Below are 20,162 nucleotides of genomic sequence, written 5' to 3' on the forward strand. Positions count from 1 at the left end.
ACTTGGAATGAAGAGCGTGTTCAGAATCTTGCCGGCCGCCGGCATCCTGCTGGCCGTGGCCGCGGCCAGCCCCGCTGCGGCGCAAGCGCAGGGCCAGCCGCCGGCGCTGAAACCGGCCTCGCCCGCCTGCATGGCCGGCGCGCGCGAGATTCTGGGGATGAAGAACGCGGCTGCGATGTACGCCAACGCCGTTCCCGGCATCGTGCAGCAGACCAAGCAGGCGCTGTTGCAGTCCAACCTCAACTACCAGAAGGACCTCGACGAGGTCGCCGTGGTGGTCGCGCAGACCTATGCCGGCAAGGAGAAGGAGATCGGCGAGAGGATGGCGCAGATCTACTGCAACGAGTTCACCGATGCCGAGATCGCGAACCTCGTCACCTTCTACAAGTCGACGATCGGCCAGAAGCTGCTTGCGGCGGAGCCGAAGGCGATCCAGATGAGCATGGCTTCCATGAACCAGTGGGCTGCGGAGTTCTCCGACACCGTGACCGCGCAGTTCCGCGCCGAGATGCGCAAGCGCAACAAGCCGATCTGAGGCTCGTGGCGGCAGAGGCAGGTCGGGGGAGAGATGGCTGAATTCGACGTCGACCTGTTCGTGATCGGTGGCGGATCGGGTGGCGTGCGCGCCGCCCGCATCGCCGCCGGCTATGGCGCCCGCGTGACGGTCGCCGAGGAATACCGCATGGGCGGCACCTGCGTGATCCGCGGCTGCGTGCCCAAGAAGTTGTTCGTGATCGGCTCGCATGTCCGCCAGGAGGTCGCCGATGCCGCGGGCTTCGGCTGGACCATCCCGACCGCGACATTCGACTGGAAGACGCTGATCGCCAACAAGGACAAGGAGATCGCGCGGCTCGAGGCGGCCTACACCGCCAATGTCGAGAAGTCGGGCGCCAGGATCGTCAAGACCCGCGCCGTGATCGAGGACGCCCACACGGTGCGGCTGATGACCGGCGAGACCGTCAGCGCGAAGACCATCCTGATCGCGACAGGCGGCGCGCCCAATCACGGCACGCCGATTCCCGGCATCGAGCACGTCATTTCGTCGAACGAGGCTTTCCATCTCGACGAACTGCCGCGCCGCATCGTGATCCAGGGCGGCGGCTACATCGCGCTCGAATTCGCCTGCATCTTCGCCAATTTCGGCTCCGACGTGACCGTGGTCTATCGCGGCGACAACATCCTGCGCGGCTTCGACGAGGATGTCCGCAGGCACGTCCGCTCGGAGATGGAGAAGGAAGGCATCACCATCCTGACCGGCTGCACCGTCAACGGGATCGACAAGCACGGCAAGGACTACACGACGCATCTGTCGAACGGCTCCAGCATCGCCTCCGACAAGGTGATGTTCGCGATCGGCCGTCACCCGGCCGTGGCCAATCTCGGCCTGGACAAGGCGGGCGTCGCCATCAATCCGCGCAATGGCGGCATCGCGGTCGACGCGTTCTCGCAGAGCTCGGTGCCGAGCATTTATGCGATCGGCGACGTCACCCATCGCTTCAACCTGACGCCGGTCGCGATCCGCGAGGGCCATGCCTTTGCCGACACCGTGTTCGGCAACAAGACCGTCCGCGTCGATCACGCCGACATCCCGACCGCCGTGTTCTGCCAGCCTGAGGTCGGCACCGTCGGCCTCACCGAAACGCAGGCGCGCGAGATGTACGATCGCGTCGACATCTACAAGACCAGTTTCCGCCCGATCAAGGCGACGATGTCCGGCCGCGACACCCGCGTGCTGATGAAGCTCGTCGTCGATGGCACCAGCGACCGCGTGCTGGGCTGCCACATCGTCGGCGACATGGCCGCCGAGATCACCCAGGCCGTGGCCATCGCCATCAAGATGAAGGCGACCAAGGCCGATTTCGACGCCACCATCGCGCTGCATCCGTCGGCCGCGGAGGAGTTGGTGACGATGCGCACGGTGACCGAGCGCCACGTGAGGCAGGCGGCGGAGTAGGGCCGTGTGAATTCGTGAGGCGATCGCAGACGTCGATGGGGCACAGCGGTTGCTACTAAACGCCGTCATTGCGAGCGTAGCGAAGCAATCCAGAGTCCTTGCTGAGCCCTGGATTGCTTCGCTGCGCTCGCAATGACAGGTGAGCGACTGTGCCTTCAACCCGCCTGCTGCGCGCCGCGCCGTCTTGCGAGGTACGGCAGTCCGAACATGTAGAGGCCCGTGCCGAGCAGCACGATCAGCGGAATGAGCGCCAGCAGGCCGATCCAGAAAGCGGGCTGTGTCTGGGTCATCGCCCCGATGTTGATGATGACGCCGATCGTGAAGGCGATCGAGACCCAGCGGTGCACCTGCCGGATCGTGTTGCTCCAGTTCATTCGTTCCTCCCCCTGATGTCGTGCTGCGCGCGGCTTAGTCGAGCCCTGCCAAAGTCTGCTCCAGGCCATCGAAGAACTTCGGCCAGCCGTAGCGCGCACCCTGATAGGCGCGGGTCTGATCGGCGGTGAAGCCGGTCTGCTCCATGCGCAGATGCGTACCAGTTGCCGTCGGCGTCAGCGTCCAGGTCACGACGCTGTCGAGCCCGAGCGCGGCCCAGCTGTAGGACAGGGTTTTGTTCGGTTCGATGGTCACGACCTGGCAGTCGACCACGCCCCAATCGGCTTCGAGCTTGAAGCGGTGATCAACCTTCGGCGCGAAGTCGTTCTTCATCAGCCACTCCGCGATCAGATGCGGCTGCGTCAGCGCGCGCCAGAGCTTTTCCGGCGGATGCGCGAACTCGCGCTCCACGACCACGGTGCGGGTTTCGGACGCGGCTTTCGTCATTGATCCATCCTGTTGAGCAGATTGTCGAGATCGTCGAACCGGCTCTCCCAGAACGCGGCCATGCGGCTGGTCCAGTCGAGCAGGGGGACGAGCGCCTTCGGCTGCGCGCGATAATGCGTCTGGCGGCCTTCGTGGCGCTCGCGCACGAGGCCGGCCTGCTTGAGCACGCCGAGATGCTTGGATACGGCCGGTTGCGACACGCCGGCCTTGGCCGTCAGCGCGCCGACCGTCTGCTCGCCCTGGCGGCACAGGCCCTCGAAGATGGCCCGCCGCGTCGGATCGGCAAGTGTTCTGAACAGGAGGTCGGGCGAGCGCGCCATTTGATCCATAACTCATTGGTTATGGATTAATGCATAACCGGATGGTTATGGATCGGTCAAGTGGGAATTCTCGTCAGCACGGCGGGATCCATCCGGCCCGATGCGCGCGCCGCGAGGTCAGTGCCCGCGGTGATGCACGCGCGCGCCGCATCAGCGCCGTCATTCCTCGACGCCTCGCACAGCGGCGCGTCCGGAGTTCGATATGTGATCTCGGGCGCTGACGAGCTGACGCGACACGCTTCATCGTCCGGTCGGGGGACGCTCAGGGGACGCTGCGATGCTAGCTAGCAATCCGACATCGGTTGCAGGAGATGACGGACATGCAGGCCCATGAGATCCCGCCGCGGCGCAAGCCGTCGATCACGTCGCAGGCGGCGCTCGCTGCCGGCATACTCGCCGTGTTCCTGCTGCTACACGTTCTCGCCGGCGCAATCCTGCAACGAACTGCAACGACAGACGGAGCGCAGGCGAAGCCGGCTTCGACGCTCCAGCCATACGATTGAATCCCGCTCATTTTTCATTCTCATCAAGCCGGAGATATTTCATGCCCGGGCCTGACTCGTTTTTGCTCCTCAGCGCCGCCGTTTTCTCTGGCGCCTTCGTCTCCGGATTGGCCGGGTTCGCCTTTTCGGCCGTCGCCGGCGCGATTCTCCTGCACATGCTGCAGCCGTTGGAGGCAGTCCCTTTGATGATGGCGTGCAGCGTCGGCGTGCAGGCGACGAATCTGTGGGCGCTTCGCAACAGCATCCGATGGAAGGACACCATCGTCCTGACCCTGGGCGGCCTTCTCGGCGTGCCCTTGGCGCTCTGGCTGCTTCACAATGCGGACGCGCGCCTGTTCCAGCGGGTGTTCGGACTGACGATCGCGACCTATGCCGCCTACATGCTGTTCAAGCCCGGACTGGGCCGTCTTCACGAGATGAGCAGAAGCCGGACCGCCATCGTCGGGTTCGGCGGCGGTCTGATCGGTGGACTCACCGCGATGCCCGGCGCGCTGCCGACCATCTGGTGCGAAATGCATGGCTTGCCGAAAACCGAGCAGCGCGGCCTGGTGCAGCCGTTCATCGCCGTCATGCAGATGTCGTCGCTGACGATGATGCTGGCGCGAAACGAGCTCTCGACCAAGGTGCTCGTCGATCTGGCCTGGAGCATTCCGGCTCTGCTCGCCGGCACGGCGCTCGGCATCCTCGCCTTTCGCAGGCTCAACGATGCGTTGTTCAGGCGGATCATCCTGAGCATCCTGCTGCTCTCGGGTCTGCTGCTCGTCGTCTGATCCGTGACGGAGCCCTTGCGCAAATCCGACGATATCGTAGCGGATCCGATCCGGACGGCATGGCCGCCCGGATCGTCCGCCGTCGTCGCCAGGTCAAGGCGCGAGCGTCCACAGCTGCGATCCCGCAGCCGTGGCGGTGGCGGTCAGCAGCTGGTTGCCGACGGAGGTGCCGTTCTGGCTCATCACCTCGACGGGATAGCTGCGCACCGCGATCGTGCCCGCGGCGGCGTCGTAGCGGAACCGCTGGTTGTTGTTGCCGGTGCAGGTCCAGATGATCAGCTGCGCGCCGTCGCCATAGGTGCCGTTGTTGTCCAGGCAGTAGTGCGGGTCCTGCATGCTGCGGATCATGCCGCTCGCCTCGTCGTAGCTCCAGGTCTGGTTGGCGGCGCCGGTGCAGTACCACTGGATCACGGCGGTGCCGTCGGCCATCGCGCCGCCATTGACGTCCATGCACAGCGCGGACGTGCGGTTGACGATGCGGACCGGCTGCCGCGACGGCGCGGCGGCGGTGGAGACCGGCGCATAGACGACGCCGAGCTTGTCGATGCCGTCGCCGGACCGGCCATGGAAGCCTGCAATCTGCCAACCGCCCGGAGCGGTGTAGCTGGTGCAGCTCGAGGTCGTCGTGCCGCCCGACAAAGTGCGGCCCGTGCTGGTGCCGAACGTGATCCGGAAGATGCGGGTGTGGCCCTGATACTGGTCGCTGCACAGATTGACCGAGGCGAGATATTCGCCGCTGCCGAGCGTCAGGCTCTGCGCCGTGCCGCCGGTGCCGCCATGGCTGTAGACATAGCCGTTGGAGAGCGTCAGCTCGACCTGGTCGACCCGGCTTCCGGTCCGGATCGTCAGCTTGCTCGCCACCGGGTTGGCCGGCAGCGCGGAGACGTCGTTGTAGCTCGTGCCGTGCGGCCCGCCGAACTGATCGCTCAGCCTGCGGCTCGCAGTCGTGGAGAAGCTCCAGTCGACCTCGACTGGATGATGATCGGAGAGTTGTGCGCCGCTCGAATCGAGCGCGTCCTGGCGGTCGACATAGCCTGACGCCTGCAGGTTCAGGAAGCCGTTGTTGCGCCACAGCACCTTGTCGACGATCTCGCAATCCGGCCGTGCCGTCTGCGAATCGCCGCACACCAGCGCATCACCGATCGGCGGCACGCTGCCGCCGCGCACCGTCTCGATCCAGGCGTCGCTGAAGCCGTGGTGCAGGAATTCCCACATGTTCTGGCCGGCCCTGGTGTAGCGCGTATTGGTGTCGCCCATCACCATCACCGCGTTGCCGGCGGAATTCGCCTCGATGTAGGTCAAGATCTGCGCCACGTCGGACTCGCTATCGGCGAGGTCGGTGGACGAGGTGCCGGACTGTGCGTGCAGGTTGTAGAAGTCGAGATAGACGCCTTCCGCCAGTCGGGTGCGGACCAGCGAGAATCCCTTCGGAGTCAGCGCATCCGAGTCAGCGCGCTTGGTCCAGGTCACGCGATCGAGATCGTCGAACGAATACGTGCTGAGCGTGTTCAGGCCGTCGCCGATGCCGGCCGTGCCCGACGTCGGCGTGCGATAGGGATGGTCGTCGCAGGTGTCGTAGAGCGCGGCGTGCCAGAGAAAATCTTCCTGCACGTTGACGATGCCGAATTGGCGCAGATAGCAGCTGATGACGCGCGAATGCGCGTCGCTGCCGCCATTATAGGCCGTCGGCGTTTCAGCGACGTTGTAGGTCAGCGTGTTGAACGTTCCGTCCGCCGCATGCAGCGGGCCGCCGAGCAGAGTGGCGCATCCGAGCGCGATGGCGCCCGTCAGCAAGCGAAGTGTCATTGGTCGATCCCCCTCGATCCCATTCGAAAGAGGCGGCGCGATACCATCCGTCGCGTGTCGGTGTGATGACAGATCGATGGATGTTCTGCGCGGCACGTGTCGCGAGGACGCGTGCAAGCTGGAGTTGTTGTGCCTTCGGACCGGAAAGATCGCAGGTCGTGCGGAAGACAGTGCGGGCCGTATGAGCGGCAGGATGATCGCCGACGACGTCATCGAATGCCGAGCGCCGCGATGTTGACCAGAACGACGCGCAAGCGCGTGGAAATTCCGTGGATCAAGCCTCCGCGACCGCGCAAGCCGCACAGCCCTTCCGGGCAGGACGAAACTAGATCACGTTCGCATGCGGTCGTCGCGCCGCTGCCCGTCTTGGTCGAGCCTCATCATGTGACGGCGGTGATCGCGGCCACACCCGTCAGGGCGTGCGCCCATGAGTTTTGCTGAACATGAGTTCTGCTGAACATGAGTTCTGCTGGAGTGGGGTCCCCGCCGCTGATCCTACTCCGGTTTCTCCTTGCAGAGGGCCCTCGGAACATTCCCTCTCCCTTGCGGCTCCAGCGAGGAGTGATGCTGCACGATCTTGTTGCCGTGGAAGACATAGGTATATCGCGCGCGCAGCACTGCGTTGTCCTGCGTCGTGAAAGTATACAGCCCGCTGGCAAAGGCGAAATTGCAATCGCCGCCGATCAGTGCCTTGTCCGGGTCGATGTCGGCTTTCGGGCGGTCTTTGAGAAAAACGAAGAAGTATGACGTGATCTGCTCCCTCGTCGTCAGGGGCCCGTTGGCGCAAGTCGGCAGCAGCACCGCGCGCTCGGCATAGGTTGCGACGACAGGGCCGGGCTTGGTCGCCGTCGATTCATTCAGCGCCGTCTGCCAATTCTTCAGGAGCGCCTTGACCCTTTCCGGGGTGACGACGCAATGGCGCCTGGCCGTCCGCGCCGCGCCTTCTGAAGGCAGGGCGAGAAGGATGGCGACGGCGGCGCATCCGAGCAGGGACATCCAATGGCGCTTCAAGGCAGACCTCCTTGGTCGTCGTAGTCATTGTGGGCAGCGGCCTCCTCGATCCGAAGCGGAGGACGCGGCATTTCGGACAGTGCCCGCAAACTGATCGTCGAACTTGCGATCGAAGTTGATTGTAGCACGCGGCAATCGGATAATACAGTCAAAAAGAGAGTAGATAACGAATAGCAATTATTAGTAGAGTTATTGTTGTTGTGATGCGCGCATTTGTCGACTCCAGCACTGCAATTGTGCAAATAGCTTGCGGACGCGCGCGCATCCTTCCTGCTTCGTTCATTCGTCCTTCCGGTCGCTCGGCGCGTGTCGGAGAGGCGCAGGATCAGCGCCTTGGCGCCACTCTGCCTCGTCTGCTCGATCAGAGCCTGGCGGCTTTGGTCTGCGCACCCCATTGTACAGTCGCGACCTGTGGCTATAGGTTTGCGGCGGACAATGAGGAGGGGTTTTCTGGCATGGCGGGGGAAGGAGCGAGCGACTTCCTGGCGGGAGGGGGCGAGATGGGCGCCCTGACGCGCGCATTCGACTGGTCAAAAACCTCGCTCGGACCCCCGGACACATGGCCGCAAAGCCTGCGGGTGACGGTTCGCCTCGTGCTCACCTCGCGCCACCCGATGTTCGTGTGGTGGGGACCGGAGCTGATCCAGTTCTACAACGACGCCTATCGCGGGACGATGGGGCCCGAGCGGCATCCGAGCGCGCTGGGCGCTCGCGGCCACGAATGCTGGGCAGAGATATGGGACATCATTGGCCCCCAGATCGCCTACGTCATGGCCGGTCACGGTGCGACCTGGAACGAGGACCAGCTGGTCCCGGTGACGCGCCATGGCCGTCGCGAGGATGTCTGGTGGACTTACAGCTTTGGTCCGATCGATCTCGACGGCAAAGTGGGCGGCGTGCTCGTCGTCTGCAGGGATGTCACCTCCGAGCACGTGGCCAAGAGTTCGCTGAACCTCATCAATGAGGAGCTCACGCATCGCGTCAAGAACACGCTTGCGATCCTTGGTGCCGTGGCCACTCAGACATTCAGAGACCCTGCGAGCAGAGCCGATCTCGAAAAGTACCAGGGACGACTGGCTGCGTTTGGACGCGCCCACGATCTGCTCACGGCCGCGAACTGGGCTGCGGCGCCCCTCGATGACGTGATCGACGCTGCCCTGATTCCCTACAGGACAGGCGAAGACCAGTTCACGGTCTCGGGTGCTCCCCTCGTCGTCAAATCCCGGCAGGCGCTGGCTCTGTCCCTGGCCATCCATGAGCTTGCGACCAACGCCTTGAAGTATGGCGCTCTGACCGTGGCGGACGGACGTGTGTCCATCACCTGGACGGCCGACGATCAAAAGGGCGAGCCCAGGTTCGTTTTCGTCTGGCAGGAGTCCGGCGGCCCGGCTGCGTCGAAGCCGGCCGGTGTCGGCTTTGGGTCGCGCCTCATCTCGCGTGTGTTGCAAGACGATTTCGGAGGCACCGTTGCGGTGTCTTATGATCCGACCGGGCTCGTTTGCCGCCTGACGGCGCCGCTCGACAATCTGAGGCCGTCCCCGGACTAGTGGCGAGGCTGTTTTGGACATTCGCCCGGGCGGGCTAAGCCTGATTGAAAATCTCATCAAGATCCGGTTCGAACTCGACGTGTCGGACTGGCATGGGCACGGCAGCGAGACTCTCTGGGCCGAGCCAGTGAGGGAACGCGGCCCGGACGTCTTCCGCATTCGGAGTTCGCCCTTCTTCACGCGAGGGATCAATCACCTCGACATCGTCAAGTCCTTGCCCACCGATCGTCGCGAATTGTATGTGTTCAGTTCGGTCATCGAGCGCGGCGGACACTCCACCTACATGCTGCTGTTCGAACCAGGCGATGAGCGTGTCGCTTTTCACTGGAAGATGATCGAGGATATCGGCTGCTCGTTCGAGAGCATGATGATCCGGGTGAGCATGGGGCCGCGAACCCTTTATGCGGTGGATGTGCCTGGGAATGCCGATCTTGCGGAAGTCTACAGACTGCTGGCGCAGGGCGAGTCCATGGGGCTCTGGATGTTCCAGGAGGGGCACGCGAACGCGCGCTGACGCGTGAATACATCGGCGTTGGACGGCGGCGAAGATTTTACTTTACGATTTCCAGAAATCATGCTCTATTGTGCGCATCCCGCCTCACTCGGAGGGGCGTTGCGCGCGATCGTCACGACACGCGGGGCGGGGAGCGATGGCCGCGAGGTTGCCGGCAGCGCGTCCTTGGACGTGCGGACGAACGGCAACGCGCGGACGTGAAGTCGCAGCGTGCTGACACCCCGACGCTGGTGTCCCGCACGGCGCGCGAAAGCGCGTCGTTGCGAATGGTGGCCAACAAGCCGGCACACCAGGCAGACTGCGTATAAGCGTTAAGACTGTCGCGCAGGGAATGCCGGTTGATCGGCTTTGCCTGTGGTACCTGCCGCCTGCACTTTCTTCCGCAGGCGGGCCATGGGTGGGGCCTTCACCCGGCATTCCCTGCGCCCTCCGACTTTCACGAGGGTGAACAGAAGAATGAGAACTCGGGCATGCGTGCCGCGGGAACGACGATGCATGTCGGCTGATCCGCTGTCGTCGCGTCAAACACCACTGTCGTCCAGGGCAAGCCGCGACGGCGCGACGCGGCGGCGGGGCGCCGACCCCGGGACCATACGCTGGGGGGCAGTTGGCGAGCGCAAGTCCATCGACCTCACGTCGCGACGACTGCCGGTGGTGGTTGTCGAGATACCGCGGTGCGCGCAATGACGGAGGAGAGAGGGGGCGGCCTCGATCATCCGGAATCTCAGGCCAGTCCGGAATCCCTTCGCAGCCGCAACGGCTTGGCGGGGCGACTTAAATTCCAAGTGGCGGTTCGGGGACAGGCTGTGTATAACGCGCGCGCCGCAGCGCGGGGACTGGACGCGCGGTGTTTCGTGAAGGGAGTTGAAGCCATGACCGAGCGCTGGAGCCCGGAAAGCTGGCGTTCCAAGCCGGTGCAGCAGGTGCCTGACTATCCCGACCAGAAGGCGCTGGCCGACGTCGAGGCGCAGCTCGCGACCTTTCCGCCGCTGGTGTTCGCCGGCGAGGCGCGCAACCTGAAGAAATCGCTGGCGCGGGTGGCGGCCGGCGAGGCCTTCCTGCTGCAGGGCGGCGACTGCGCCGAGAGCTTTGCCGAGCACGGCGCCAACAACATCCGCGACTTCTTCCGCGTGCTGCTGCAGATGGCGGTCGTCATGACCTATGCCGGCGCGGTGCCGGTGGTGAAGGTGGGCCGCATCGCCGGCCAGTTCGCCAAGCCGCGCTCGTCGCCGACCGAGAAGATCAACGGCGTCGAACTGCCGAGCTATCGCGGCGACATCGTCAACGACACCGCGTTCACGCCCGAGGCGCGCATCCCCAACCCGCAGCGTCAGCTCGATGCCTACCGGCAGTCGGCGGCGACCTTGAACCTGCTGCGTGCGTTTGCCACCGGCGGCTTCGCCAATCTCGGCAGCGTGCATCAATGGATGCTCGGCTTCGTCAAGGATAGCCCGCAGTCGCGCCGCTACAAGGAGCTCGCCGACCGCATCTCCGAGGCGCTCAACTTCATGCGTGCCTGCGGCCTCGACCTCGAGAGCCATCCGGAGCTGCGCGCCACCGACTTCTACACCAGCCACGAGGCGCTGCTGCTCGGCTACGAGCAGGCCTTCACCCGGGTCGATTCCACCACCGGCGACTGGTACGCGACATCAGGCCATTTCATCTGGATCGGCGATCGCACCCGCCAGCTCGATCACGGCCATGTCGAATATTTCCGCGGCATCAAGAACCCGATCGGCCTGAAATGCGGCCCGTCGCTGAAACCGGACGAACTGCTCAAGCTGATCGACATCCTCAACCCCGACAACGAGCCCGGGCGGCTGACGCTGATCAACCGTTTCGGCGCCGACAAGGTTGGCGATCACCTGCCCGGACTGATCCGTGCGGTGCAGCGGGAAGGGCGCAAGGTGGTGTGGTCGTGCGACCCGATGCACGGCAACACCATCACCTCGACATCGGGCTACAAGACGCGGCCGTTCGACCGCATCGTCGCCGAGGTGCGGGCGTTCTTCGCAGTGCATGCCGCCGAGGGCACCCATGCCGGCGGCATCCATCTGGAGATGACCGGCCAGGACGTCACCGAGTGCATCGGCGGCGCGCGCGCGATCACCGACGAGGCCCTCAACGACCGCTATCACACGGTGTGCGATCCCAGGCTCAATGCCGAGCAGTCGATCGACATGGCGTTCCTGATCGCCGAGCTGTTGAAGCAGCAGCGCGGCGGCAAGTCCGCACTGATGCCGGCAGTCGCGGGCTTCTGATGCTGCGCATCTGGCGCGCGACGCTCAACTCGCGCAATGGCCTGGCCTTCGCGCTCCGCTCCGAGCAGGCGGTGCGCGAGGAGGTTGTCGCGTTCCTGCTGGCGCTGCCGCTCGCTTATGTCGTCGGCGTGACGCCGATGCGCAGCGTCGAACTGGTCTGCGCGGTGGTGCTGGTGCTGGTGGTGGAGTTGCTCAACACCGCGATCGAGAAGCTCGCCGACCGCCTGACCACCGAGCACGACCTGCAGATCGGCCGGGTCAAGGATCTCGGCTCGGCCGCGGTCGGTGTCGCGCTGTTGATGTCCGGCAGCTTCTGGCTGTTCGCGCTCGCCGAGCGGCTCGGGCTGTTGTGAATGGATTGAGCAATGGCCGCCGACGTCTTCAGGATCACGCTGGCCCAGCTCAATCCGACGGCCGGCGATATCAGTGGCAACACCGCGAAGGTGCGCGAGGCGCGCGCGAAGGCCTTGGCCGACGGCGCCGATCTGCTGGTGCTGCCTGAGCTGTTCATCGCCGGTTATCCGCCGCGCGATCTCGTTCGCGACCCGGCGGTCGAATCCGCCTGCCGCGCCGCAATCGAGGCGCTGGCGCGCGAGTCCGCGGATGGCGGGCCGGCCGTGCTGGTCGGCACGCCCTGGTTCGAGGATGGCAGGCTCTACAACGCCTGTGCGCTGCTCGACAGCGGCCGCATCGCCGCGCTGCGCTTCAAGACCAACCTGCCTGATGAAGGGACGCGCCTGTTCGCCCGTGGTCCCGCCGCCGGGCCGGTCAGCGTGCGGGGTGTTCGCATCGGCGTGGCCATCGGTGAAGATATCCGGATCGACGAGTCCTCCGAGTACGAGAACGTGGTCGAGACTCTGGCCGAGACCGGTGCTGAGCTCATCGTGGTCCCCGCCGGTGAGCCCTACATCCGCGGTGGCGGTGATCGGCGCCTCTCGGCCGCGGTGGCCCGCATCACCGAGAGCGAGCTGCCGCTGGTCTGGCTCAATCAGACCGGCGGCCAGGGCAACGAGGTGTTCGACGGCGCATCCTTCGCGCTCAACGCCGATCTCTCGATGGCCGTGCAACTGCCGGCATTCGTTGATCACGTCACCACGTTGGCCTGGAGCAGGGGCGACGATGGCTGGGCGTGCCGCGGACCGGTCGCAACGCTGATCGAGGGCGACGAGGCCGACTACGCGGCGCGCGTCGTCAGCCTGCGCGACCACGTCGGCAAGAACGGCTTCACCGGTGTCGTCATCGGCCTGACCGGCCGCATCGAATCGGCGCTGGCGTTGGCGATGGCGGCCGATGCGCTCGGACCAGACAGGGTCCGCGGCGTGGTGCTGTCCGGGCCCGACATGTCGCAGCCGGCGCAGGATGCGGCCGAAGCGCTCGCGCGGCAGCTCGGCGTCAGCTCCGAGGTGTTGCCGATCGCGGCTGCAGTCGAAGACTTCGAAAGGATCCTGCCCGGGCCGCTGGCGAGCGGCGCCCGTCACGACCTGGTAGCGCGCGTACGCGGCACGCTCCTGTTGGCGCTGGCGAGCTTGTCCGGCGCTCTGGCCGTTGCCGTCGGCGACACATCGGACCAACTGGTCGGTGACGCGACCGGCGGTTTCACGCCGCTCGAGGATGTGACCGCGGCGCAGGTGATTCGTCTTGCAGCGCTGCGCAATCGCTGGAAGCCCGCGGACGCGCTCGGACCGTCGGGCGGTGTGATACCGCCCGATCTGATCGCACGCCCGTCGAGCGGCAGCCGAGCGTCGTCCGACGCGATCGAAGGATGATGGCGATGGCCCGGCGATCTCTCTCAGCGCGCCGGGATGAAGGTCGGTCCGACCGTGCGGATCTGCTTGTCGCCGCCGGCGCCGGTCGTGGCATCCGCGGTCGCGGGAGCGGCGTCGGCGGGCGCTGCGCCCTTCTTGGCGGCGGTCGGCTTGCCGGTCTGGCGCTGCTGCATCCGCTTGGCGCTCTCTTCGGTGACGATGATGTCGCCCTGCTGCTCGGCCGAAGTCTTGTCGTCGATCGATTTCAGCGCGTCGGCCCAGGTCTGGCCCGGCGCCTTGCAGGAGCAGCTCGGGTTGAACTCGGTGCGATATTTGAACGCGTTGGCGAGCGCGCTGTAGGGCTGGCCGTTGACCGAGACCGCCTGGTTCATGTCCTCGCCGGGATTGCGGTAGGTGAACAGCGTCGCGTCGGCGGCCGGGCATTGCGCCTTGCAGGCGCGCTCGTCGTCGGCGAAGCGGCCCGGAACGGTGGCGAACGAGATCGGGAAATAGGCGCCGTCGCAACTGCGCACGCAGACGGTACGGTAGGTGCCCTGCGGCGCCGCGAGATCGGCGCTCGGCGGAGGCAGCGATGCGGCCGGGTTGTTGTCGGGTCCGCCGCCGAACAGGCTGGTCAGGAAGTTGCCGCCGGCATTGCCTCCGCCGCCACGATTGGCGTTGGCGTATTGCTGGTACTGCGGGCCGCAATTGTTCTGGCCGAGCGCCGCCAGCACCGAGCGGCGCTGATTGTCACGCTCGCCGCCGAAGCCGCCGCCGCGCAGCCGCTCGAGGTTGCTTGTGATCTGGTCCAGATTGGCGCGCATCTGCTGGATCTGGTTGTTGACCGGGCCGCATTCGGCCGAGCGGCCGTTGAAGATCGAGAAGAAGCCGGGGCTGTCGCAGCCCATGCGCTTGGCCTGCATGCTGACGCGGTCGAGTTCGCCCTGCTGCTTGGCGGCCGCATCCTGATAGCGCCGGATCTGGTCCTCGCGGCCGGGATCACCACCGCCGCCGCGATCGATCGAGGCGAGCTGCCCTTCGAGACGCGGGCAGATTGGGTTGACGCCGGCCTGCGGTCCGGGCTGGGCAGATGGGGCCATCTGCCCGTAGGACTCGGAACTGGATTGCGCCAGGGCGTACGAGCCGGTGAGGGTCAATCCCAGCAGAGCAGTGCAGGCCAACAGGCGCGGAGACAGGGAAGCGATCAAGATGCGGTATTCCGGTCCATGGGTGCTGCCGCGGGACGCGCACAGAATTCGGAAAAATCGCGGCAGCGGCGGGCATCCCATAGCCGCTTTGTCGGGCAGCGTCACGTCGTTTCCAGGGCGCTCAGATGGCGGGAACCACCGCCGGCAGCTGCCTCAGCGCTGGCAGGTGATCGCGACATACTCGCTGCAGCCGCTATGGGTGCAGTTTGCACCGGCTTTCGGCACCGATCCGGTGATCTCGTCGGGGTCGACGCGGCGGTAGGAGGAGGCCTGTGCAAAATCCCGTGATTGGCAGTAGGAGCGGGCGGCCGAGGCGCCGCATCTGTCGCCCTTGGCGAGGCACTGGTCGACGCCATAGCCGTCGGCTTCGTTGGCGATGATGAAGATGCGGCTCTCCGCCGAGGCGGCGGTCGCGGTGGCGAGGAGAATGCTGCAGGCGAGCAGGCCCGAGGAGATTCGCATGGTGCACCGGTGAGTGTAGGAGACAACCCATGGTTAGGCCCAAAAGGTTAAAAATGATTAACCATGAGGCAGGGCGCGAGCATTTGGGCGGCGAAAACGGCCGTTTTGCGGCTCTTGACGGAAACATCCTGCTGCCTCATGGTGAGTTTCATGAACGGTTTCCTCGCCATCTGCTGCATTTGCCGCGAGATTACGCGCTAGCGATTCGCTGGCTGAGGCCGTCTTTTCTCAACAGAGATGATCAGGACGCCCGGCCGGCAGGTCGATGGCGTGATTCGTGCCATGGCGGCCCCCTGCGGGCCGTCATCTGGCGGAGGACACCCGTTGCGGCTCGCCCGGCGAGACGCAAGCACAGGCATTCGGGGACGGACCATGGAATTGCGTTTGTACGACACGGCGTCGCGGGAGAAGCGCCCCTTCGTGCCGCTCGATCCCGGCAATGTCCGCATGTATGTCTGCGGACCGACGGTCTATGACTTCGCCCATATCGGCAATGCGCGCCCGGTCATCGTCTTCGATCTGCTGTTCCGGCTGCTGCGGCATGTCTATGGCGCCGACCACGTCACCTATGTCCGCAACATCACGGATGTCGACGACAAGATCAACGCGCGCGCCGCGCGTGACTTTCCCGGGCTGCCGCTCAACGAGGCGATCCGCAAGGTCACCGAGGTGACGGCTAATCAGTTCCACAGCGATACTGCTGCGCTCGGCAGTCTGCCGCCGACCTTCGAGCCGCGCGCCACCGACTTCGTGCTGCCGCGTCTCGACGGCAAGGCGGACATGGTGACGCTGATCCTGCAACTGATCGCGCGCGGCCATGCCTATGAAGCGGGCGGCGAGGTGCTGTTCGATACCCAATCGATGCCGGACTATGGCGCGCTGTCCGGCCGCAAGCTCGACGAGCAGCTCGCGGGCGCCCGCGTCGCCGTCGATGCGCACAAGAAGAACCCGGCCGACTTCGTGCTGTGGAAGCAGTCGTCGGCGGATGAGCCCGGCTGGGACAGCCCGTGGGGCCGCGGCCGTCCGGGCTGGCACATCGAGTGCTCGGCGATGAGCGCGGCCTATCTCGGCGATGTCTTCGACATCCATGGCGGCGGGCTCGATCTGATCTTCCCGCACCATGAGAACGAGATCGCGCAGTCGCGCTGCGCCCATGGCACCTCGGTGATGGCGAACTACTGGCTGCACAACGGCTTCTTGGAAGTCGAGGGCGCGAAGATGTCGAAGAGCCTCGGTAACTTCGTCACCATCCGCGACCTGCTGGCGGACTGGCCCGGCGAGGTGCTGCGGCTCAACATGCTCAAGATGCATTATCGCTCGCCGGCCGATTGGACGGTCAAGGGCCTGGAGGAGAGCGCGAAGACGCTCGACGACTGGTATCGCGTCGCGGCCGATGCGCCGGGTGAGCAGCCGGCGCCTGCGATCGTCGCTGCGCTGCTCGACGACATCAACACGCCGCTGATGATCGCCGAACTGCACGCGTTGCGCGGACGGGCTGCGTCGGGCAGTGAATCCGACCGCGCAGCATTTGCCGGCTCGCTCCGCTATTTCGGCTTCCTGTCCGACACCGCGGCGCAATGGGAAGCCCGCAAGCAGCAGGCGCGTGGCGTCGATGCCGCCAAGGTCGAGAGCCTCATCGACGAACGCACCGCCGCCCGCGCGCGCAAGGACTTCAAGGAATCCGACCGCTTGCGCGACGAACTCGTCGCGATGGGCGTCGTATTGAAGGACGGCAAGGGGGCCGACGGCAAGCCGGTCACGACCTGGGAGATCGCGCGATGAGCAAGCCCGACACGCCGTTTCCGCGGCACTGGCTCTATTACATCGGGCTCAAGCTGGTGCTGATCGCCGGCGCGGTGGCGCTGGTCACGAAACTCTACGGCATGTGGTGAGGACATGGGACAGGCTCTCCCGAGGCCCGCGTTGCGGCCGTTTCTTCCCGCTGATGCGCCGGTGCTGGCCGCGATCTTCGTCGCCAGCATCCAGGAGCTGACGTCGGACGACTACAGCGAGGATCAGCAGGAAGCCTGGGCCTCCGCCGCGGATGACGAAGTCAGCTTCGGCAAGAAGCTCGCATCCGAGCTGACCTTGATTGCAACCCTGCAGGGCTCGCCGGTCGGCTTCGCGGCGCTGAAGGGCAACGACCATATCGACATGCTCTATGTGCATCCGAGTGCGGCGGGACAGGGTGTCGGCGCATTGCTGTGCGACGCGCTGGAAAAGCTCGCGGGCGCGCGCGGCGCGACCGGCCTGTCGGTGGACGCCAGCGACACCGCGGTCGATTTCTTCCGCAAGCGCGGCTACGTCGCACGTCAGCGCAACAGCGTCTCCATCAACGGCGAGTGGCTCGCCAACACCACGATGAAGAAAGAGCTCGGTTCTGGGGGAGCTCAGGCATGAGCAGGGCAGGCACAAGCAGGGAACGCCTTTATCTGTTCGACACCACCTTGCGCGATGGCGCGCAGACCAATGGTGTGGACTTCACGCTCGCGGACAAGCAGGCCATCGCGCGCCTGCTTGACGATCTCGGCATCGACTATGTCGAGGGCGGCTATCCCGGCGCCAATCCGCTCGACACCGAGTTCTTTGCCGTCAAGCCGAAGCTCGGCCACGCCCGCTTCACCGCCTTCGGCATGACGCGCCGCGCCGGGCGTTCGGTCTCCAACGATCCGGGAGTCGCCGCACTGCTGGACGCCAAGGCGGACGCGATCTGCTTCGTGGCGAAAGCCTCGGCGTATCAGGTGCGCGTGGCGCTCGAGACCACCAACGAGGAGAACCTGGCCTCGATCCGCGACAGCGTCACGGCGGCCAAGGCGGCGGGACGCGAGGTGATGCTCGACTGCGAGCATTTCTTCGATGGCTACAAGGAGAACGCAGAGTTCGCGCTGGCCTGCGCACGCACGGCCTATGAGGCCGGTGCGCGCTGGGTCGTGCTGTGCGACACCAATGGTGGCACCATGCCGCACGAGATCGAGGCGATCGTCGGCGAGGTCGTCAGGCATGTGCCGGGCGATCATCTCGGCATTCACGCCCATAACGATACCGAGCAGGCGGTGGCGAATTCACTTGCCGCCGTGCGCGCCGGCGCGCGCCAGATCCAGGGCACGTTGAACGGGCTCGGCGAGCGCTGCGGCAATGCCAATCTGTGCTCGCTGATCCCGACCTTGAAGCTGAAGACCGAGTTCTCGGACCGCTTCGAGATCGCCGTCTCCGACCAGCAGCTCGGCGGTCTGATGAAGGTGTCGCGCACGCTCGACGACATGCTCAACCGGGCGCCGAACCGCCACGCGCCCTATGTCGGTGAGAGCGCCTTCGTGACCAAGACCGGTATCCATGCCTCGGCCGTGCTGAAGGATCCGCAGACCTACGAGCACGTGCTGCCGGAATCGGTCGGCAATCATCGCAAGGTGCTGGTCTCCGACCAGGCCGGCCGCTCCAACGTGATCGCGGCGCTCGAACGCGGCGGCATTCCCTTTACCAAGAGCGATCCGAAGCTGACGCGCCTGGTCGAGGAGCTGAAGGAGCGCGAGGCCATCGGCTACGCCTACGAATCTGCCAACGCCTCGTTCGAGCTGCTGGCCCGGCGTACGCTCGGCTCGGTCCCGGAGTATTTCCGGGTCGAGCAGTTCGACGTCAATGTCGAGCAGCGCTACAACGCCGTCGGCGAGCGCGTCACGGTGGCGCTTGCGGTGGTCAAGGTCGACGTCGCCGGCGAGCGGCTGATCTCGGCGGCCGAAGGCAATGGTCCGGTCAACGCGCTCGACGTCGCGCTGCGCAAGGATCTCGGCAAATACCAGGGCTTCATCGACGGCCTCAAGCTGATCGACTATCGCGTCCGTATCCTCAATGGCGGCACCGAGGCGGTCACCCGCGTGCTGATCGAGAGCGAGGACGAAACCGGCGAGCGCTGGACCACGGTCGGCGTCTCGCCCAACATCATCGACGCCTCGTTCCAGGCACTGATGGATTCGGTATTCTACAAGCTGGTGAAGTCAGGCGCGCCGGGGTGAGATGTTTCATCCGTCATTGCGAGCGAAGCGAAGCAATCCAGGGTCCCGCCCGCGACTCTGGATTGCTTCGTCGCTTCGCTCCTCGCAATGACGAGGAGAGAGCGGGGGGATAATGCATGATCGACCACGTCTCCGTCGGCGTCAGCGATCTCGCGCGCAGCGCACGCTTCTATGAGCGCGCGCTGGCGCCGCTCGGCCTGATGCGCCTAGTCGAGCGCCCCGCGACCATCGGCTTCGGCAAGGCCTATCCGGAGTTCTGGATCAATCTCCGCACCAGCATGGCGCGCGTGCCCGCCGACACCGGCTCGCATCTCTGCTTCCGTGCCAAGAGCACCGCCGACGTCGATGCATTCCACGCGGCGGCGCTGGAGGCGGGCGGTGTTTCGGATGGCGCACCTGGGCTGCGGCCGCACGACCGCGTGCGCTACTATGCGGCCTTTGTGCTCGATCCGGATGGCAACCGGATCGAGGCCGTTACGTTTCCGCCGGAATGAGGATCACAGCCGCTTGGCGATCTCCGGCGCCATCTCGGTCTCTTCCTTGGCCACGCGGGCGGCGGCCTCGCGCAGGCGGGGAAGGATGTCCTCGGCGCGGTCGGCCTTGAGCAGGTCGATCTGGAAGCCGGGACGGATGAACTCGGTCTCGCGCATATGGGCGAGCAGCGAGAACAGCGGTTCCCAGAAGCCGTCGATATTGGCCATCAGCACCGGCTTGGCGTGGCGCCCGAGCTGCTTCCAGGTCAGCTGCTCGACCAGCTCCTCGAGCGTGCCGATGCCGCCGGGCAGCGCGACGAAGGCATCGGAGTGCTCGAACATCAGCCGCTTGCGCTCGTGCATGTCGGGCGTGACGATGAGATCCTTCAGCGGCATCATGACTTCCTTCTTCACCAGGAAGTCCGGAATGATGCCGGTGACGTCGCCACCATGGTCCAGCACCGCCTTGGCAACCGCGCCCATCATGCCGATGGAGCCGCCGCCATAGACGAGCCTGACGCCGTTCTCGGCGAGTGCCTTGCCGAGTGCTTTCGCCGATTCGATGAAGCTGGGATTGGTGCCCGGGCCGGAGCCGCAATAGACACAGACGGTGCGGATTTCAGTCATTGGACGGATGTGACACTGCAGTTGAAAGGCGTCAAGACGAAGGCGGAGGGGCTGGATTCGCGGGCTTTCACGGAATGATGCAGACGGTTCGGATCCATTTATCTGAAAACAAGTATGCAAATACTGCGCCGC

General features: G+C 65.3%; 21 protein-coding genes. 13 read left to right on the plus strand and 8 right to left on the minus strand.

What is annotated here, in order from left to right:
* Positions 1 to 7: 7 nt before the first annotated feature.
* Positions 8 to 535, plus strand: a complete 528-nt coding sequence (locus tag S58_RS14505; RefSeq protein ID WP_015666083.1) for a DUF2059 domain-containing protein — start codon at positions 8 to 10, stop codon at positions 533 to 535.
* A 33-nt stretch (positions 536 to 568) separates the two neighbouring features.
* Positions 569 to 1,954 carry a glutathione-disulfide reductase gene (gene gor / locus S58_RS14510; RefSeq protein ID WP_015666084.1) on the plus strand — a complete coding sequence of 462 codons (1,386 nt, stop codon included), beginning with the start codon at positions 569 to 571 and terminating at the stop codon, positions 1,952 to 1,954.
* A 155-nt stretch (positions 1,955 to 2,109) separates the two neighbouring features.
* Here the strand turns inward: gor and S58_RS14515 are convergent, their stop codons facing one another.
* The 3 genes from S58_RS14515 to S58_RS14525 are packed head-to-tail and all read right to left on the minus strand — an operon-like array spanning position 2,110 to position 3,093.
* Positions 2,110 to 2,328: a hypothetical protein gene (locus S58_RS14515; RefSeq protein WP_015666085.1), complete on the minus strand. Its 219-nt coding sequence runs from the start codon at positions 2,326 to 2,328 to the stop codon at positions 2,110 to 2,112.
* Between the two features lie 34 nt (positions 2,329 to 2,362).
* Positions 2,363 to 2,773 (minus strand): SRPBCC family protein, encoded by a 411-nt coding sequence (locus S58_RS14520; RefSeq protein WP_015666086.1) that lies wholly within the window; start codon positions 2,771 to 2,773, stop codon positions 2,363 to 2,365.
* Complete coding sequence (locus S58_RS14525; protein WP_015666087.1) at positions 2,770 to 3,093, minus strand: ArsR/SmtB family transcription factor; 324 nt, start codon at positions 3,091 to 3,093, stop codon at positions 2,770 to 2,772. The genes S58_RS14520 and S58_RS14525 overlap by 4 nt, the downstream gene beginning before the upstream one ends.
* A gap of 320 nt (positions 3,094 to 3,413) precedes the next feature.
* On the opposite strand from S58_RS14525, the gene S58_RS14530 reads away from it, so the two are divergent.
* The gene (locus S58_RS14530) at positions 3,414 to 3,596 is read left to right on the plus strand and encodes a hypothetical protein (RefSeq protein ID WP_015666088.1); all 183 of its coding nucleotides are present in this window, start codon (positions 3,414 to 3,416) and stop codon (positions 3,594 to 3,596) included.
* A 41-nt stretch (positions 3,597 to 3,637) separates the two neighbouring features.
* A complete protein-coding gene (locus S58_RS14535; RefSeq protein ID WP_015666089.1) occupies positions 3,638 to 4,366 on the plus strand; it encodes a sulfite exporter TauE/SafE family protein in 729 nt (242 codons plus the stop codon).
* Positions 4,367 to 4,459: 93 nt separating this feature from the next.
* Here the strand turns inward: S58_RS14535 and S58_RS14540 are convergent, their stop codons facing one another.
* Both S58_RS14540 and S58_RS14545 read right to left on the minus strand, forming a co-directional pair.
* Positions 4,460 to 6,172, minus strand: a complete 1,713-nt coding sequence (locus S58_RS14540) for a jacalin-like lectin (protein WP_015666090.1) — start codon at positions 6,170 to 6,172, stop codon at positions 4,460 to 4,462.
* A gap of 495 nt (positions 6,173 to 6,667) precedes the next feature.
* Positions 6,668 to 7,183, minus strand: coding sequence for a calcium/calmodulin dependent protein kinase II association-domain protein (locus tag S58_RS14545; protein WP_015666091.1), 516 nt, complete (start codon positions 7,181 to 7,183; stop codon positions 6,668 to 6,670).
* Between the two features lie 203 nt (positions 7,184 to 7,386).
* On the opposite strand from S58_RS14545, the gene S58_RS14550 reads away from it, so the two are divergent.
* The 5 genes from S58_RS14550 (at position 7,387) to S58_RS14570 (ending at position 13,271) form a co-directional block, all read left to right on the plus strand.
* A complete protein-coding gene (locus S58_RS14550; RefSeq protein ID WP_244440767.1) occupies positions 7,387 to 8,730 on the plus strand; it encodes a sensor histidine kinase in 1,344 nt (447 codons plus the stop codon).
* 13 nt (positions 8,731 to 8,743) lie between these two features.
* Positions 8,744 to 9,244, plus strand: coding sequence for a DUF4265 domain-containing protein (locus S58_RS14555; protein WP_015666093.1), 501 nt, complete (start codon positions 8,744 to 8,746; stop codon positions 9,242 to 9,244).
* An 872-nt stretch (positions 9,245 to 10,116) separates the two neighbouring features.
* Complete coding sequence (locus S58_RS14560) at positions 10,117 to 11,505, plus strand: class II 3-deoxy-7-phosphoheptulonate synthase (RefSeq protein WP_015666094.1); 1,389 nt, start codon at positions 10,117 to 10,119, stop codon at positions 11,503 to 11,505.
* Entirely contained in the window at positions 11,505 to 11,858 is a 354-nt protein-coding gene (locus S58_RS14565; protein WP_015666095.1) for a diacylglycerol kinase, read from the plus strand. Before S58_RS14560 ends, S58_RS14565 begins: the two co-directional genes overlap by 1 nt.
* A 12-nt stretch (positions 11,859 to 11,870) precedes the next feature.
* The gene (locus S58_RS14570; protein ID WP_015666096.1) at positions 11,871 to 13,271 is read left to right on the plus strand and encodes a nitrilase-related carbon-nitrogen hydrolase; all 1,401 of its coding nucleotides are present in this window, start codon (positions 11,871 to 11,873) and stop codon (positions 13,269 to 13,271) included.
* A 23-nt stretch (positions 13,272 to 13,294) separates the two neighbouring features.
* Here S58_RS14570 and S58_RS14575 read toward each other — a convergent pair whose 3' ends face one another.
* Together S58_RS14575 and S58_RS14580 are read right to left on the minus strand one after the other, a co-directional pair.
* Positions 13,295 to 14,458 carry a DUF2865 domain-containing protein gene (locus tag S58_RS14575; protein WP_015666097.1) on the minus strand — a complete coding sequence of 388 codons (1,164 nt, stop codon included), beginning with the start codon at positions 14,456 to 14,458 and terminating at the stop codon, positions 13,295 to 13,297.
* A 153-nt stretch (positions 14,459 to 14,611) separates the two neighbouring features.
* Positions 14,612 to 14,920, minus strand: coding sequence for a hypothetical protein (locus S58_RS14580; protein ID WP_015666098.1), 309 nt, complete (start codon positions 14,918 to 14,920; stop codon positions 14,612 to 14,614).
* 372 nt (positions 14,921 to 15,292) lie between these two features.
* Here S58_RS14580 and cysS point away from each other — a divergent pair, with 372 nt between their 5' ends.
* The 4 genes from cysS to S58_RS14600 all read left to right on the plus strand — a co-directional run bounded on the left by cysS (position 15,293) and on the right by S58_RS14600 (position 19,424).
* Positions 15,293 to 16,702: a cysteine--tRNA ligase gene (cysS, locus tag S58_RS14585; protein ID WP_015666099.1), complete on the plus strand. Its 1,410-nt coding sequence runs from the start codon at positions 15,293 to 15,295 to the stop codon at positions 16,700 to 16,702.
* Positions 16,703 to 16,816: 114 nt separating this feature from the next.
* The gene (locus S58_RS14590) at positions 16,817 to 17,320 is read left to right on the plus strand and encodes a GNAT family N-acetyltransferase (protein ID WP_015666100.1); all 504 of its coding nucleotides are present in this window, start codon (positions 16,817 to 16,819) and stop codon (positions 17,318 to 17,320) included.
* The gene (gene cimA, locus S58_RS14595) at positions 17,317 to 18,930 is read left to right on the plus strand and encodes a citramalate synthase (protein ID WP_015666101.1); all 1,614 of its coding nucleotides are present in this window, start codon (positions 17,317 to 17,319) and stop codon (positions 18,928 to 18,930) included. The genes S58_RS14590 and cimA overlap by 4 nt, the downstream gene beginning before the upstream one ends.
* 116 nt (positions 18,931 to 19,046) lie before the next feature.
* Positions 19,047 to 19,424, plus strand: a complete 378-nt coding sequence (locus tag S58_RS14600; protein WP_015666102.1) for a VOC family protein — start codon at positions 19,047 to 19,049, stop codon at positions 19,422 to 19,424.
* Positions 19,425 to 19,427: 3 nt separating this feature from the next.
* Here S58_RS14600 and S58_RS14605 read toward each other — a convergent pair whose 3' ends face one another.
* Complete coding sequence (locus tag S58_RS14605; protein WP_015666103.1) at positions 19,428 to 20,030, minus strand: LOG family protein; 603 nt, start codon at positions 20,028 to 20,030, stop codon at positions 19,428 to 19,430.
* Positions 20,031 to 20,162 lie beyond the last annotated feature (132 nt).

This window comes from Bradyrhizobium oligotrophicum S58, assembly GCF_000344805.1.
Taxonomy (GTDB): Bacteria; Pseudomonadota; Alphaproteobacteria; order Rhizobiales; family Xanthobacteraceae; genus Bradyrhizobium; species Bradyrhizobium oligotrophicum.

Coding starts and splice junctions, on each gene's coding strand:
- cysS (WP_015666099.1), top strand. CDS start 15,293: ATGGAATTGCGTTTGTACGACACGGCGTCGCGGGAGAAGCGCCCCTTC.
- S58_RS14605 (WP_015666103.1), bottom strand. CDS start 20,030: ATGACTGAAATCCGCACCGTCTGTGTCTATTGCGGCTCCGGCCCGGGC.
- S58_RS14535 (WP_015666089.1), top strand. CDS start 3,638: ATGCCCGGGCCTGACTCGTTTTTGCTCCTCAGCGCCGCCGTTTTCTCT.
- S58_RS14570 (WP_015666096.1), top strand. CDS start 11,871: ATGGCCGCCGACGTCTTCAGGATCACGCTGGCCCAGCTCAATCCGACG.
- S58_RS14600 (WP_015666102.1), top strand. CDS start 19,047: ATGATCGACCACGTCTCCGTCGGCGTCAGCGATCTCGCGCGCAGCGCA.
- cimA (WP_015666101.1), top strand. CDS start 17,317: ATGAGCAGGGCAGGCACAAGCAGGGAACGCCTTTATCTGTTCGACACC.
- S58_RS14580 (WP_015666098.1), bottom strand. CDS start 14,920: ATGCGAATCTCCTCGGGCCTGCTCGCCTGCAGCATTCTCCTCGCCACC.
- S58_RS14560 (WP_015666094.1), top strand. CDS start 10,117: ATGACCGAGCGCTGGAGCCCGGAAAGCTGGCGTTCCAAGCCGGTGCAG.
- S58_RS14530 (WP_015666088.1), top strand. CDS start 3,414: ATGCAGGCCCATGAGATCCCGCCGCGGCGCAAGCCGTCGATCACGTCG.
- gor (WP_015666084.1), top strand. CDS start 569: ATGGCTGAATTCGACGTCGACCTGTTCGTGATCGGTGGCGGATCGGGT.
- S58_RS14590 (WP_015666100.1), top strand. CDS start 16,817: ATGGGACAGGCTCTCCCGAGGCCCGCGTTGCGGCCGTTTCTTCCCGCT.
- S58_RS14515 (WP_015666085.1), bottom strand. CDS start 2,328: ATGAACTGGAGCAACACGATCCGGCAGGTGCACCGCTGGGTCTCGATC.
- S58_RS14565 (WP_015666095.1), top strand. CDS start 11,505: ATGCTGCGCATCTGGCGCGCGACGCTCAACTCGCGCAATGGCCTGGCC.
- S58_RS14540 (WP_015666090.1), bottom strand. CDS start 6,172: ATGACACTTCGCTTGCTGACGGGCGCCATCGCGCTCGGATGCGCCACT.
- S58_RS14550 (WP_244440767.1), top strand. CDS start 7,387: ATGCGCGCATTTGTCGACTCCAGCACTGCAATTGTGCAAATAGCTTGC.
- S58_RS14525 (WP_015666087.1), bottom strand. CDS start 3,093: ATGGCGCGCTCGCCCGACCTCCTGTTCAGAACACTTGCCGATCCGACG.
- S58_RS14520 (WP_015666086.1), bottom strand. CDS start 2,773: ATGACGAAAGCCGCGTCCGAAACCCGCACCGTGGTCGTGGAGCGCGAG.
- S58_RS14505 (WP_015666083.1), top strand. CDS start 8: ATGAAGAGCGTGTTCAGAATCTTGCCGGCCGCCGGCATCCTGCTGGCC.